This window comes from Streptomyces sp. NPDC107581, assembly GCF_055657175.1.
In genome coordinates this window covers 51,136-65,253 of record NZ_JBVKBH010000004.1, presented here as the reverse complement: position 1 = coordinate 65,253, position 14,118 = coordinate 51,136, and the positions used below count along the sequence as shown (strand labels likewise).

At 73.4% G+C, this 14,118-nt stretch carries 12 protein-coding genes and 1 pseudogene; 6 read left to right on the top strand and 7 right to left on the bottom strand.

Annotation, left to right across the window (positions count from 1 at the left end; translation table 11 throughout):
• The first annotated feature begins 76 nt into the window (after positions 1 to 76).
• On the top strand, positions 77 to 1,471 hold the full coding sequence (gene mptB, locus ACZ7P3_RS10245; RefSeq protein WP_472080440.1) for a polyprenol phosphomannose-dependent alpha 1,6 mannosyltransferase MptB: 1,395 nt from the start codon (positions 77 to 79) through the stop codon (positions 1,469 to 1,471).
• Positions 1,468 to 2,835, top strand: a complete 1,368-nt coding sequence (locus ACZ7P3_RS10240) for a glycosyltransferase family 87 protein (protein ID WP_472080438.1) — start codon at positions 1,468 to 1,470, stop codon at positions 2,833 to 2,835. Before mptB ends, ACZ7P3_RS10240 begins: the two co-directional genes overlap by 4 nt.
• 83 nt (positions 2,836 to 2,918) lie before the next feature.
• Here ACZ7P3_RS10240 and ACZ7P3_RS10235 read toward each other — a convergent pair.
• Both ACZ7P3_RS10235 and rho read right to left on the bottom strand, forming a co-directional pair.
• A pseudogene (locus tag ACZ7P3_RS10235) lies at positions 2,919 to 3,752 on the bottom strand (D-alanyl-D-alanine carboxypeptidase family protein); the annotation flags it as partial.
• Positions 3,753 to 3,853: 101 nt separating this feature from the next.
• Complete coding sequence (gene rho / locus ACZ7P3_RS10230) at positions 3,854 to 5,002, bottom strand: transcription termination factor Rho (protein ID WP_472080436.1); 1,149 nt, start codon at positions 5,000 to 5,002, stop codon at positions 3,854 to 3,856.
• A gap of 727 nt (positions 5,003 to 5,729) precedes the next feature.
• Between rho and ACZ7P3_RS10225 the strand changes: the two genes are divergently transcribed.
• On the top strand, positions 5,730 to 6,986 hold the full coding sequence (locus tag ACZ7P3_RS10225; protein WP_472081038.1) for a cytochrome P450 family protein: 1,257 nt from the start codon (positions 5,730 to 5,732) through the stop codon (positions 6,984 to 6,986).
• Positions 6,987 to 7,038: 52 nt separating this feature from the next.
• Positions 7,039 to 7,941: a hypothetical protein gene (locus tag ACZ7P3_RS10220; RefSeq protein ID WP_472080434.1), complete on the top strand. Its 903-nt coding sequence runs from the start codon at positions 7,039 to 7,041 to the stop codon at positions 7,939 to 7,941.
• Here the strand turns inward: ACZ7P3_RS10220 and ACZ7P3_RS10215 are convergent.
• Complete coding sequence (locus ACZ7P3_RS10215) at positions 7,931 to 8,347, bottom strand: nuclear transport factor 2 family protein (RefSeq protein ID WP_472080432.1); 417 nt, start codon at positions 8,345 to 8,347, stop codon at positions 7,931 to 7,933. The two genes, ACZ7P3_RS10220 and ACZ7P3_RS10215, sit on opposite strands and share 11 nt — an antisense overlap.
• Before the next feature lie 72 nt (positions 8,348 to 8,419).
• On the opposite strand from ACZ7P3_RS10215, the gene ACZ7P3_RS10210 reads away from it, so the two are divergent.
• Complete coding sequence (locus ACZ7P3_RS10210; RefSeq protein WP_472080430.1) at positions 8,420 to 8,983, top strand: PadR family transcriptional regulator; 564 nt, start codon at positions 8,420 to 8,422, stop codon at positions 8,981 to 8,983.
• Positions 8,984 to 8,987: 4 nt separating this feature from the next.
• The gene (locus ACZ7P3_RS10205) at positions 8,988 to 9,764 is read left to right on the top strand and encodes a class I SAM-dependent methyltransferase (RefSeq protein WP_472080428.1); all 777 of its coding nucleotides are present in this window, start codon (positions 8,988 to 8,990) and stop codon (positions 9,762 to 9,764) included.
• Here the strand turns inward: ACZ7P3_RS10205 and ACZ7P3_RS10200 are convergent.
• From ACZ7P3_RS10200 to ACZ7P3_RS10185, 4 genes are all read right to left on the bottom strand, one after another.
• Positions 9,742 to 10,485 carry a GntR family transcriptional regulator gene (locus ACZ7P3_RS10200; RefSeq protein ID WP_472080426.1) on the bottom strand — a complete coding sequence of 248 codons (744 nt, stop codon included), beginning with the start codon at positions 10,483 to 10,485 and terminating at the stop codon, positions 9,742 to 9,744. The genes ACZ7P3_RS10205 and ACZ7P3_RS10200 overlap by 23 nt on opposite strands.
• Positions 10,486 to 10,615: 130 nt before the next feature.
• On the bottom strand, positions 10,616 to 11,782 hold the full coding sequence (locus tag ACZ7P3_RS10195) for a serine hydrolase domain-containing protein (RefSeq protein ID WP_472080424.1): 1,167 nt from the start codon (positions 11,780 to 11,782) through the stop codon (positions 10,616 to 10,618).
• A 101-nt stretch (positions 11,783 to 11,883) separates the two neighbouring features.
• Positions 11,884 to 12,852 carry an acetylxylan esterase gene (locus ACZ7P3_RS10190; RefSeq protein WP_472080422.1) on the bottom strand — a complete coding sequence of 323 codons (969 nt, stop codon included), beginning with the start codon at positions 12,850 to 12,852 and terminating at the stop codon, positions 11,884 to 11,886.
• Positions 12,853 to 13,122: 270 nt separating this feature from the next.
• On the bottom strand, positions 13,123 to 13,707 hold the full coding sequence (locus ACZ7P3_RS10185; protein ID WP_472080420.1) for an Rv1733c family protein: 585 nt from the start codon (positions 13,705 to 13,707) through the stop codon (positions 13,123 to 13,125).
• Positions 13,708 to 14,118: the final 411 nt, after the last annotated feature.

Below are 14,118 nucleotides of genomic sequence, written 5' to 3'. Positions count from 1 at the left end.
CACATCGGCCCCCACCCGGAGGGCTTCGCGTCGCTTTCCGGCCACCCGGCGTTGCCACGCTGACCCAGTGTTGGCCATGGCTTTTCCCGTCGATCTCCGCCGCTGCCAGGTGCTGGGCCTGGCCGGTACCGCCTTCCTCGCGCTGGGCGGTGAGACGGCCGGTGCCCTTCCCGTGCAGGACCTCCTCGCCCCGGCATCCGCGCAAGCCGCGCTGGGGCTGGTCGGGGTCTACTTCGGAGTGGTGCTGCTGATAGCGGCCTGGGTGCTGCTCGGCCGTCTGGTGCGCGGTCCGCATCCGCCGACCCCGCGTGCCCTGCTGCTGGTCCTGGCCGTCTGGGCGACCCCGCTGCTGCTCGCGCCCCCGCTGTTCAGCCGGGACGTCTACAGCTACCTCGCCCAGGGCGCCATGGTCGACGCCCACATGGACGTGTACACCCACGGTCCCGCCCAACTGGGCGGCCCGCTCGCCGACGAGGTGGCCCCGGTGTGGCAGCACACGGCGGCCCCGTACGGCCCCGCCTTCCTCGCCCTGGCCTCCGTGCTGTCGGGCCTCACCCGCGGCCAACTGCCCGCCGGTCTCATCGGCATGCGCCTGGTCGCGCTGCTCGGCGTGGCCCTCATGGCGGTGGCGCTGCCCCGTCTGGCCCGGCACAGCGGCGCCGACCCGGCCGCCGCGCTGTGGCTCGGGGCGCTCAACCCGCTCGTCCTGCTGCACCTGGTCGCGGGCGCCCACAACGACGCGATCATGCTCGGTCTGCTGGGGCTCGGCCTGGTCGCCGCGCGTGGCCGCTGGCCCGTCCTCGGGGCGGTGCTGGTCACGCTGGCCGCCCTGGTCAAGGCGCCCGCCGTGCTCGGCCTGCTCGCGGTCGTGGCCCTGCAGGTCCGCACCGGCCGGCACCCGCTGCGGGCCACCGTGACGACGGCTGTCGCCTCCGCCGCGACCACGGTCGTCGCGACCACCCTGGCCGGAACGGGGTACGGCTGGATCCGTGCACTGGACACGCCCGTCTCCCCGCACAACTGGGCACTGACCAGCCTGCTGGGCCGCGCCACCGGTGCCCTGCTCGACCACCTCGGCAGCAATCTGGCCCCGCTGGCCGTACCGGCCTGGCACCTGCTCGGCCTCGGTGTCACCGCCGTCGCGGTGCTGCTGATATGGCTCCGGCTGCGCCCGCGACCGGTGTACGCCCTCGGCCTGAGCCTGTTGGTGGTGGCCGTCTTCGGTCCGGCGATCCGCCCCTGGTACGTGCTGTGGGGCCTGTTCCTCATCGCGGCCGCCGCGCCCAGCACTTCGGTGCGGCACCGGGTGGCCGCCCTGGCCGGAGTCCTGGCGCTCGCCGTACTGCCGAGCGGTGGCCCGGCCGACCTCGGCCAGCTGGTCCTCGCGGTCTCCGGCGGGGTGCTCGGTGTGGTCGTCCTGTGGCAGGCGCACCTCGCGGCCCAGGCTCCGGCGACGGGACGTGCGGCATGACCGGCCTTCAGCTGCCGCGCACGGACCGCGGCCGTGCCCTGCTCGTCCTGGCGCTGGCCGCCGCGGTGACCGTGTTCACGGCGACCGTGCCGTTGCTGCGCGACTTCTTCGACCTGCGCGTCTACTACGGCACGGTGCACACCTGGGTGCACCACGGCGGCCGGATCTACGACTACCGGGTGCCGGGGACGGCGTACGGCTTCACCTATCCGCCGTTCGCCGCGCTCGCCATGCTGCCCCTGGCCGCGATGGGACGGACCACCGCGATCGTGGCCTCCCTGCTGGTGAACCTGGCCGCGCTCACGGTGGTGCTGCGGATCCTGGCCAAGCCCGGCGGGCAGCGCCACGGCTGGTTCCACTGGTCGCTGGCGCTGTGTGCGCTCGCGCTGTTCGAACCGCTGCGGGACACCTTCAGCTTCGGCCAGGTGAACCTGGTACTGCTCGCCCTGGTCCTCGGCGACTGCCGGCTGCTGACGACCGGAAGGGGCCGCTGGGCGGGCGTCGGCATCGGACTCGCCGCCGCGGTGAAGCTCACACCCGCTCTCTTCATCGGCCTGCTGCTGCTCGCCGGACGCCGGCGGGCGGCCGGGGTGGCGACCGCCGTGGCCGTCGCGGCGACCGGGCTGGCCGCCTGTGCGGATCCGCGCGCGTCCCGCTTCTACTGGACCGAGGCGCTGTGGGACACCGGCCGGGTCGGCCGCCTCGACTATGTCTCGAACCAGTCGCTGCAGGGCGTCCTGGCCCGGCTGGGCGAGCCGGACCGTGCGCTGTGGGCCGGCGCGGTGCTGCTGGTGCTGTGCCTGTGGGCGGTGCGGACCCGCCGTGCGGTGGCGGCCGGCGACTGGACGGCGGCCTTCGCGCTCACCGGGGCGACGGCCTGCCTGGTCAGCCCGATCACCTGGGTGCACCACCTGGTGTGGCTGCTGCCGTCCTTCGTGGTGCTGGCGCGCGCCGGGCACCCGCGGATCGCGGGCGCCCTGTACGCGGTGCTGTGCACCAGCGTGGTGTGGATCTGGTTCGAGGACGCCTCCGGCATCGACGGCTTCCTGGGCAGCAACATCTACACCTGGATCACCCTGGGCCTGCTGCTGGCCCTGCCCGCCGGTCAGCCGCCCGAGGCCCGGCCGCCCTTGGCCCGCAGCGCCAGCGACACGGCGCTCGCGCCGAGTACGGCGAGTCCCGTGACCGCGGCGGTCTGCGCCCAGTCGGAGCCGTCGTCCTGCACCGGGGAGGAGGCCGCCGCGACGGGTGCGGCGGCCGACGTGGACTTCGAGCCGGTGCGCAGCCCGTCCAGGGAGCCCACCGGATCGACCAGCCCGGTCGCGTCGAACCCCCAGTCGAGCAGCTGGCGGGCCTCCTCGTAGACGGCGAGCCCGCCGCCCTCCTGAGGGTTCATCACCGTCACCACGAGGGTGCGCTCGCCGCGGCGTGCCGCGGCGACCAGGGTGTTGCCCGCGTTGCTGGTGTAGCCGTTCTTGACGCCGATCAGCCCCGGGTACGGGATCACGCCGTCCTCGCCGGTCAGCAGCCGGTTGGTGTTCTCGATCCGGAACGACGACCCGTCACCGGGGAACTGTGCCGAGGCCGTGGAGCAGTACCGCGCGAAGTCCGGGTTGCGCAGTCCCTCCCGGCCGAAGACCGCCAGGTCGTACGCCGAGGACACCTGGCCGGGGGTGTCGTAGCCGTCGGGAGAGACGACATGGGTGTCCAGGGCGCCGAGCGAGCGGGCCTTGGCCTGCATCCGGGTGGCCGTGGCGTGCCAGCCGCCGCCCAGCGAGGCGAGCACGTGCACGGCGTCGTTGCCGGAGCTGAGGAACACCCCGCGCCACAGATCGGACACCTGGTAGGTGTGGCCCTCCTCGACGCCGACCAGGCTGCTGCCCTCGCCGACGTCGGCCAGTTCCTCGTAGCGGACGGTGTGCTGCTTGGCCGCGGGCAGGGAGGGCAGCACGGTGAGGGCGAACAGCGTCTTCAGGGTGCTGGCGGGCGGCAGCGGGCGGTGCGCGTCGGCCGCGGCCAGCACCTCGCCGCTGTCGGCGTCGGCGACCAGCCAGGACAGTGCGGAGACGTTCGGCACCTCGGGCGCACCGCGATGCGGTCGCACCCGTGTGCCGGAGCGATAGAGCAGGGACGGCTGCGGCACCGCGGCCCGCGGCGCGGGTGGTGCGGGATCCCCCGCACGGTGTCCGGTCGCCGCGGCGGCCGGCGCGAGCGCCAGCGCGCCCGCCACACACAGGGAACAGGCCGTTGCGGCCGCCCGACGAGAGAATCCGGTGATCATATGATCAACCTAGGAAGGAATGGGGTGAGCGGCTCGCTGCCCGGGCCGGACGGCCTACAGGAGCAACCCGGATGCCGCACCGCGCGGCGGTACGGCGCCCTTCAGGCCGTCGGCAGCGTCGGCTGGACACGGCGCAGGAACGTGGCGTTGTCGGGGGTGTCCCGCAGCCGCTCCAGCAGCGTCTCCAGGGCGGCAGGTCCGCCCTCCCGGGAGCGCAGAGCCCGGCGCAGGCCCCGGGTGGCCGCCAATTCGGCCGGGGTGAGCAGGAGTTCCTCGCGGCGGGTGCCCGTCGGGTCGACGTCCACGGCCGGGAAGAGGCGGCGGGCGGCGAGTTCCCGGTCCAGCCGCAGCTCCATGTTGCCCGTGCTCTTCAGCTCCTCGAAGTAGTAGCCGTCGGCACGGGAGCCGGTGTCCACCAGGACGGTGGCGAGGATGGTGAGCGAGCCGCCCTCCTCGGCCTGGCGGGCCGCGCCGAAGAACCGCTTGGGGCCGAGCAGCGCACCCGCGTCGACACCGCCGCTCAGTGTGCGTCCGCCGGCGGCCGAGGCGTTGTTGTGGGCCCGGCACAGCCGGGTCAGGGAGTCCAGCAGGATGACGACGTCCTCGCCGGCCTCGACCAGCCGCTTGGCCCGCTCGACGACCAGGTCCGCGAGCGCGATGTGCTCCTTGGGCGCCCGGTCGAAGGTGGAGGCGTACACCTCGCCGCGCACCGAGCGGCGCATCTCGGTGACCTCCTCGGGACGCTCGTCCAGCAGAAGGACGATCAGCCGGCATTCGGGGTGGTTGCCGGCCACGGCGGCGGCGAGCTGCTGGAGCAGCACGGTCTTGCCGCTTTTCGGCGGGGCCACGATCAGCCCGCGCTGGCCCTTGCCGACCGGCGCGAACAGGTCGGCGACGCGTCCGGCCAGGCCGGACGACGGGTGTTCCAGACGGATCCGCCGGTGCGGGTGGAGCGGGGTGAGGTCCCGGAAGTGGCGGCGGCCCCGGAGCCCGTCCGGGGCCCGCCCGTCGACCCGAGTGACCTCGGTCAGGGCCTGCTGTGTCCCGCGGACGCCCTCGACGAGGTCTCCCCTGCGCAGGCCGTGACGGCGGATCAGCGCCGGGGAGACCTGGGGGTCGGCGGGGGAGCGCAGGCAGTCCGGGGCGCGCAGGTGCCCCTTCCCGTGCGCGTCGATGTCGAGGACACCGGTGACGGTCCGGGCGGCCGGGCCCTGCTGCTGTACGTGAGGGGGTTCGAGTGTGGTGGTCATGGGCGGTCCTTTCACGGACGGAAGACATGGGGAAGGGGGGAGGGGAGCCGCAGGACGGGAGGGCGCAAGGCCTCCGGGCGGCGGAAACGACACCTCGGTCGGAGGTGGTGCTGAGAAACTGACGCGCCTGCGCCGGAGAGGCGGACGGATCAGCGCGGAGAGGAGGAACCGGCACCGGCGCCCACGAAGGGGCGTACTCAGGTGCTGGCCGCACGGTACCACTCGATGCGGCGGCAGCGTGCTCACAGCACGGTACCACTCGGTGCAACGGTGGCGCTGCGATTCAGGTCAACACGTCCTGTGCGCGACCTGTTCCCGTGCCGGGAAGGGAAGCAGGCAAGCCCCTGGGCGCGCGGGCCGGCGTCCCCGGGGCACCGGGCGGCCTCCGGCACGAAGGGGGCTGCGCGTCCGGTCGGCCGACGCGGGCCCAGGGAGAGGACCGCTCACACGGCCGAGGTGCCGGTGTGCCGGTGTCCGCGGGCCGTTGGCGCGGCCGAGGGGCGGAGGGGCCGAGGGGCCGGGGAGCCGGGGAGCCCGGATCCGCGGGTCGGTGACGCGGCCGAGGCGCCGGTGGCCCGGAATCCGCGGGAAAAGGCTGTCCCGGACATGAGTTGGCGCGCGGGACCGCTCCGGCGGACGCCTGCCGGAGCCTACGATCGGCTCGTTCCCGTCCTACGGCCGTCAGGAGAACCCGGTGGAGCCCACCCCCGTCACTGCACCGCACCGCATGGACCCCGCCGGCGGTTGCCCGCACGCCGACAACGCCCGGCTGCTGGCCCGCGGCGCCGTGGCGCCCGTCGAACTGCCGGGCGGTATCGAGGGGATGGCCGTACTCGGACACGAGGCACTCAGGGAGTTCCTCCAGCACCCCGACGTGGCCAAGGACGCCCGGCACTTCAGGGCATTGCAGGACGGCCGCACGGGCGCCGGCTGGCCGTTGCTCACCTTCGCCACCGTGCGGGGCATGACCACCGCCGACGGGGATGATCACCGCAGGCTGCGGTCGCTGGTGAGCCGGGCGTTCACACCCCGGCGGGTCGAGGAACTCCGGCCCAGGGTCGAGGAGCTGACGGCCTCGCTGCTCGACGGCCTGGCACGGGCGGTGGAGGCGGGAGGCGGCGTCGCCGATCTGCGGGAGCACTTCGCGCTGCCCCTGCCCATGGGCGTCATCAGCGAACTCCTCGGTGTCGACACCGAGTTCCGCGACCGGCTGCACCATCTGTCCAACCAGGTCGTGGCCACCGACATCGAACCGGACGCGGCGGTAGCCGCCAACCGGGAGCTGGTCGCCGTCCTAGCCGCGATCGCCGACGCGAAGGCCGAGCGCCCCGGCGACGACCTCACCAGCGCCCTGATCGCAGCCCGCGACGAGGACGGCGACCGGCTCGACCCTCAGGAGCTCATCGGCACCCTGGTCCTGATGATCATCGCCGGCCACGAGACCACGCTGAACCTCATCACCAACGCCGTGCGCGCCCTGTGCGGCCATCGCGGCCAGCTGGAGCTGGTGCGCGCGGGGAAGGCGAGCTGGGCCGACGTGGTCGAGGAGACCCTGCGCTGGGACGCGCCGGTCAGCTACTTCCCCTTCCGCTACCCGGTCCGGGACCTGACCGTGGACGGCACGCTCATACCCGCCGGCACGGCCGTCCTCGCCGGATACTCCGCGGCCGGCCGCGACCCGGCCGCGCACGGCCCGGACGCCGACCGTTTCGACGTCACCCGGCCCGCCCGCGCCCATGCCGTACGGCACCTCTCCCTCGGACACGGCGCCCACTTCTGCCTGGGCGCCCCGCTGGCCCGGCTGGAGGCGACGGTCGCCCTGGAGCGGCTGTTCACCCGCTTCCCGCGACTGGACCTCGCGGTGCCCGAGGGCGAGCTGTCCCGGCACGCCAGTTTTGTCGGCAACAGCGTCCGGGCGCTTCCCGTGACCGTGGGCGACCGGGCCCAGTGTCATGGTTCCGTATCAGCCGTCCCCATACCATAACGATCCCGGACGTCGGAGGACTTGACCGCCAACCGTGCACTATCGTCACGACATGTCCACGCCACCGCAGCCTCAGCAGCCGGCCGACCAGCCCGCGCAGCAACCACCGGTCCCGCCGCAGCCGACGGCCTACCCCTACCCGAACCCGCAGTCTCCCCCGCCGGGGAACTTCTACGCGCAGCCCACGCAGGTGAGTCTGCCCGCCCAGCCTCTTCCGGGCCAGCCGGGCCAGCCGGGCCAGCCGGGCCAGCCCCAGCCGGGGAACCCCTACGTGCAGCCGCAGCCGTACGGTCCCGTGCCGGTCCCGCCGCCCTCAGGCGGCGGTGGCGGTGCCGGTCGGGCCGTTCTGTGGGCCGTCGTCGGCGCGGTCGTGGCCTCCGGAGTGTGGGCCGGCGGGGTGTTCCTGCTCGGCGGCAAGGGGGACAGTGCCGACCTGCGCGGGTACGAGGCGCCCTCCAACATGTGCTCGGGCGCGGACTACTCGTCGTTCAAGGACGAGTACCCCGCGGGCGACTCCTCGCCTTCGCACACCTCCCTCAAGGACAAGGCGCTGGGCGAGAGCTACTGCAGTCTGAGCCTGAAGAAGACGGGGTCCTCGTACGGGGACGCCTATCTCTCCATGCAGTTGGACCTGCACAAGAAGACCGACCCGGGCCCCGAGTTCACCGCCACCTGGAAGAACTACGGCGACAGTCACTCCGGTTACGACGTCAAGCCGGTCAAGGGCATCGGCGACGAGGCCTACCTGGTCAGCCAGGACACGTCCAGCGGCTCCTCCTCCAGCGGCTCCCGCTATGCCACGCTCGCCGTACGCGACGGCTGGGTGACGTACACGATGAGCTACAGCGCCTATCTCACCTCGTACAGCCAGGACAAGAACCCGCCCGGGCTCTCCGAGGTGTCCGACTGGCTGAAGACGGACACCAGGTCCACGCTGGAGCAGCTCAAGGGCTGACGTCCGCCCTCGCCGCCCGGGCCTGCGCGTCCGCGGCGATCCGGTCGAACCGGGTGCCCATCGCCTCCGCCAGTGCCTGGGCGCCCGAGAGCGGGCGCACCATCACCGTGAACTCGTCGATCAGGCCCGCCTCGTTCACCCGCAGGAAGTCGCAGCCGGTCAGTTCCCGGTCGCCCACGCGCGCACGGAAGACGAGCGCGTGGTCGCGGCCGTCGGGGCCGGTGAGCTCCCGCTCGTAGCGGAAGTCCTCGAAGACCTGGGAGACCGCACGCAGGATCGCCGCGGTGATCGCCTTGCCCGGATAGGGCTTGAAGACGACCGGGCTGGTGAACACGACGTCCTCGGCCAGCAGTGCCTCGACGGCGTCCAGGTCGCCCGCCTCGACCGCCTCACGGAACGCACGCATCCGATCACCTCGCATAGTCAATTAATTGAATAGGTGCGGATGACAGTAGTCAGCTGCTGTTAGCGTGTCCACATGTCGCTCAAGTACGCCGTCCTGGCCGCCCTGCTGGAGGGCGAGGCCTCGGGCTACGAGCTGTCGAAGGTGTTCGACATCTCGCTCGCGAACTTCTGGCCCGCCACGCCCCAGCAGCTCTACCGGGAACTGGAGCGCCTGGCGCAGGACGGGCTGGTCGAGGCCCGGACGGTGCAGCAGGAACGCCGGCCCACCAAGCGGATGTTCACCCTCACCGGGGCCGGCCGGAACCAGCTGGCCGCCTTCGCCGCCCAGCCGCCGAGGCGGCCCACCGCCGTCCGCGACGAACTCCTCATCAAGATCCAGGCCATGGACGGCGGCGACCCGGAGGTGATCCGGGCGCTGATCGAGGAGCGCAGCGGCTGGGCACGCGGCAAACTCGACCGCTACGAGCGGGTGCGCGAGCGGCTGCTCGACGGCCGGACCGAGGAGGAGTATCTGCGCACGGCCGACCGGATCGGCCCGTACCTCACCCTCATGGCCGGGATCGGCTTCGAGGAGGAGAACCTGCGCTGGTGCGAGCGCGTTCTCGGGGTCCTGAAGCAGCGCACCCCCCTAGGCTGACGGGATGTTCAGCCCCGAAGGCCCCACCGTGCGCGAACTCGCCGTGCAGGCGCTGTCCTCCGTCGAGCGCGGATACGACCTGCTGGCCCCGAAGTTCGACCACACGCCCTTCCGGACGCCGGACGCCGTGCTGGAGGCCGTGGCGAAGGCGCTCGGACCGCTGGGCCCGTTCGAGGACGGCCTCGACCTGTGCTGCGGCACCGGCGCCGGGGCCGGGGTCCTGGCCGGGCTGTGCCGCCGGAGCGTCACCGGCCTCGACTTCAGCGCCGGCATGCTCGATGTCGCCCGGCGCCGGGCGACGGCGCCGGGCGAGCGGCATCCGGCGGGGGCCGACGGCCCGGGCGTCGCCTGGGTGCGCGGCGACGCACGGGCCCTGCCGTTCACGGAGGCGTTCGATCTGGTGGTCAGCTTCGGGGCGTTCGGTCACTTCCTGCCCCGGGAACTGCCCGGACTGTTCACCCAGGTGCACTCGGTGCTGCGGCCGGGCGGCCGGTTCGCCTTCCCGGTCCTCGCGCCGCCCCGGCCGTCGAGCCTTGCGTACTGGATGCTGCTCGGCTTCGACGCGGTGATGCGGGTGCGCAACGCCGTGTGGCGGCCGCCGTTCGTCATGTACTACCGGGCCTTTCGGCTCGACCGGGTGCTGCAGGAGCTGACGCGCGCCGGGTTCACGGCCGATCTGCAGACCCTGCCCGAGTTCGGGCGGCGCGGCGACGGCAGTCCCCGGGCCAGGCTGCTCGTGGCGCGCAGAACGGACGACGCTACCCTGCCGCCGGCAGCGTGAACTCGTAGACCAGTGCGTCCCGTTCGGCGTTCACCAGCAGGTCGGTGATCTCCAGCGGGCGGGCGTACTGGTCGTGCACCCGCCGGGTCACCCGGACCGAGGCTGCGTCGCCGAACTGGGTGATGGCGTCCCGGTGGTGCAGGGTCAGACCGGCCTGGCGCATCCAGTCGTAGGCCCGGCGCAGCTGCGCGGGAGTGGCCCCGTCGGCCCGGTCGCGGTAGCGGGCCAGCTCCGCGACCTCGGCCAGTGCCACGGCCGAGAACGACGTCACCGCCGTGCGCAGGGCCCGCCCGTCCGGCGTGGCCGACCGGTAGCGGTGCACCAGCGTCGGCCGGTGCGGGGCCAGACCCAGGGCCTCGGCGTGCTCCGGCGACGGCGCCTCCCAGGTCACCGTAGCCCTGTCCACCGCGCACGGGTCCGCCGGCCGGGCGCCGACCGGGAAGGTCTGGGACACCGGATCCTCGACCGGACGGCCGTCCAGCGTGGCATGGCTGCCCCGCCGGTCGGTGGCGACCAGTCCGCTGCGGCGGAGCACCTCCAGCGCCTGCCGGACGGTCTCCCGGCTCACCCCGAAGTGCCTGGCCAGGTGCCGCTCGCCCGGCAGCCGTTCACCGGGCGGGATGGTGCCGTCGCGCAGTTCGTCGAGCAGCAGCGACGCGACCTGCCAGTACCGGGTGCGGCCGTCGCTCTGCGGGGGATCGTGCGGGGTGGTGCGGACCATGCCGCGCCTCCTGTTGGTGACAAGACGTAGCCGTGCGGGCTCATTGCGCGACCACATCTAGCATTGGTCTAAACCACGAGGGAAGAGCGGCCTGCCGGTTCGGCCGAAACCCACCCGCGCGACCGGGCCGTCACAAGGCGCTGTAGAGGGCGTCCACCAGTGCCGTCCTGCGTGGATCACCCGCGATGCGCGGCCCCATCAGGTTCATCGCATAGCCCAGCGAGACGCCCGCCTCGGGATCGGCGAGCCCACAGGAACCGCCGAACCCGTCGTGTCCGAAAGCCATCGGATTGGGACCGTAGAAACCGTTGGGGCCACTGAGCCACAGGCCGAGCCCGATCTCCGTCTCGCTGTCGAAACCCGCGGCCAGCACCAGATCGCGGCAGCGGCCCTGCCCCTCGCGCACCCGTTCCGCCGCCTGCGGCGACAGGATCCGCCGGCCGCCGTAGGAGCCGCGCCCGGCGAAGACTCCGTACAGCGCGGCCACCGCCCGCGCGGTGCCGTGCCCGTTGGCCGCCGGGATCTCCGCCGCCCGCCACTCGGGCGTGTTCGCCTCGGCCGCGCCCACCGGCGGATTCGCCAGCGCGGCGAGCGCGGCCGGTGACAACTGACGGAAAACCGCGGCCTGTTCGCCGGTGCCCGAGGTCCGTGGGTGCACCAGTTCGGCCGCGCGGCCGGATTCCTTCTCCGGAAGGCCGATGGTGAAGTCGATGCCGAGCGGCCCGGTCACCTCCCGCTCCAGGAACGCTCCGGGCCGCAGCCCCGAGACGCGCCGTACCACCTCACCGACCAGGAACCCGTACGTCAGCGCGTGGTACCCGGACTGCGTGCCCGGCTCCCACCACGGCTCGGTCGCGGCCAGCCGCGCGGTCGTCAGCTCCCAGTCGTAGAGCTGCGCGAGCGTGTGCGGCTCCCGCAGGCCGGGCAGTCCTGCGCGGTGCGACAGCAGATGCCGGACGAGCACCTCCTCCTTGCCCGCTGCCGCGAATTCCGGCCAGTACGCGGCCACCGGGCGGTCGAGGTCGAGCAGGCCGCGGTCGGCGAGGAGGTGCGCGCACAGCGCCACCGGGCCCTTGGTGGTCGACCACACGTTGACCAGGGTGTCCCGTTCCCACGGCCTGGTGCGGTCCGCATCCGCCCAGCCGCCCCACAGGTCCACCACCGTCTCGCCGTCGACGGTGACCGCCACCGAGGCGCCCAGCTCGCCCCGCTCCCGGAAGTTCGCCACGAACGCCTCCCGCACCGCGCTGAAACGCGCGTCGCAGTGGCCGTGAACCTGTGCCTCGTGCGCGGACATCGGACCTCCGTCGTCGCCTGGAGCCCGGGCCGCGGCGCTGCGGCCTGGGTGCCCTGAACGTACCGACTGGTCGGACTGGTGGGAAGAGGCGGGCGGCATCCTCAGGCGTACGACCGCAGCCAGCGCAGCTTGTGCGCCTCCTGGAAGGGGCCGCCGCCCTCGTGGTCGTTGAAGTCGTACACCTCGATCGCCTTGTCCTCGTGCGCCCAGGCGTTGAAGGCCGCGAAGACGGTCGACGGAGGGCAGGTCTGGTCCTCCAGCCCCGCAGAGAAGAGCGCCGGGGCCCGGCCCAGGGCCGCGAAATGCACCCCGTCGAAGTAGGAGAGAGTGTGCAACGCGTCGGCTGCGGCGCCGCGGTGCGTCTTCAGGAACAGGCCTATCTCCCGGTACGGATGACGGTCCGTCACCGTGGTCGCGCGCGGGTAGTCGCACAGGAACGGCACGTCCGGGGCGACCGCGGCCAGATCCGGGACCAGCCCGCCCACGGCGAGCGTGATGCCGCCGCCCTGGCTCTCACCGATCACCGCGGTCCGGGCCGCGTCCGTGAGCGGGTGCGCACGGGCCGCCTCCACCGCGCGCACGGCGTCCGTGAACACACGGCGGTAGTAGTAGTTCTCGGGCGCGTCGATGCCCCGCGTCATGTACCCGGGGTAGGCGGGGGCGGCGCCCACCGGGTCCGCGGTGCCGCCCCCGCCGCCCCAGACGCTGCCCTGCCCGCGCGTGTCCATCACGAAGTGCGCCCGGCCCGTCGACGCCCACAGCAGCTTCTCGTGTGCGAGGCCGCGCCCGCCGCCGTAGCCGATGAACTCCACCACCAGCGGGAGCGGCTCGGTGGCGCCGGCCGGCAGCCGCAGCCAGCCCCGGACCGGGTGACCGCCGAACCCGGCGAACGTCACGTCGTACACCCGCACCGTGGACAGTCCCGTGTCCACCGGATCGAAGCGGGCGTCCAGGTCGTGCTCGCGCGCCTCGGTCAGGGTCTTGCCCCAGAAGGCGTCGAAGTCCTCGGGTGCGGTGGACGCGCTGCGGTACTCGCGGAGTTCCTCAAGGGGAAGGTCGAACAGGGCCATCAGCAACCGCCTCGGTGGGGGGAGCCTGCGGAACCTCTCACCGTACGGGGGCTGCCGGTGACCGACCAGGGGACGGGCGCAAGCGCTTGCCGGGCCCACGAGGTGCAGGGATCACCGGAGATCCCGGAGATCCCGGAGATCCCGGAGATCCCGGAGATTCACGGGAGTCCGTGGCCGGGGTGCGCGGGATCCTTGGGATCCCGAGATCGCACGGCCGGGTCATGCGGAACCCCCGGGGCCCTGAGGTGCCACGGCCGGGCCACGCGCCGGTCAGGTCCTCGGCTGGGTCCACCTGGGGCCCGTGCGCGCCCATTCCCGCTCCCACTCCGCCATCCGGTGGCGCAGCGCGATCCGGCGTTCCACGGCGTGGCCGAGAAGGACCACGGCCGCCGCTCCGCCCGCCGCGCACACGCCGACCGTCACCGTGTGCTGCCAGACGGCGATGTCGTCCGGCGGCGGCGCGACACCGCGGCCCTGGGAATCGAACCACACGGTCACCATGTCACCGGCCCGGCTCCCCGCGGGAACGCGCGCCGTCCCGGTGTGCGGCCCCTTGCCCGGCTCGGTCCAGCGCACCAGGGCGCGGTAGGGGTGCTCACGGTCGCCCTGCACCGTGGGCTGGTGGTCGGACGTGCCGGGAAGCACCACGGCACGCACCCGGTGCCGCTCGGCCCGCTGTACCGCAGCGAGCGAGCGCGCCTGGTCATGGGCGTGCAGACCGGCCGCCACTCCGGCCAGGGGGGCGACCACGAACAGCAGGACGGCGACGATCAGTACCGCCCATGCCTCCACGATGTCCGACCGGCGCCGCAGCGGATTGCGCCGCCAGCGCCAGCCCCGCACCTGGGTACGCATGTCCACCTCCTCGCCGCCGGCGGAGCCGGAGGACCGGGCGAGCCGGGTCCGGCCGTCCGCCCCCGCTGTACACGAGCGTCCACATCCGTCTCGTACCCCGTACGGTGCACCTCCGCTCACGCCGTCGACCGCGACTTCCGGCCCACCTGGAGCACGGCGGACGGCACGCGCCCCGGGGTCGCGCGAGCGGCCGTGTGCGCGACCCGCGCGCCCAGGAGCCGTCCGGCGGCACCTGTCGCAGACGCGGGGTCCGGTCCGCACACCGGCGGACCATGCCGGAATCAGCGGCCCGATGAGGTGCCGTTGTCCGGAGCCGGCCCGATGAGGTGCCGTTGTCCGGAGCCGGCCCGATGAGGTGCCGTTGTCCGGAGCCGGCCCGATGAGGTGCCGTTGTCCGGAGCCGGCCCGATG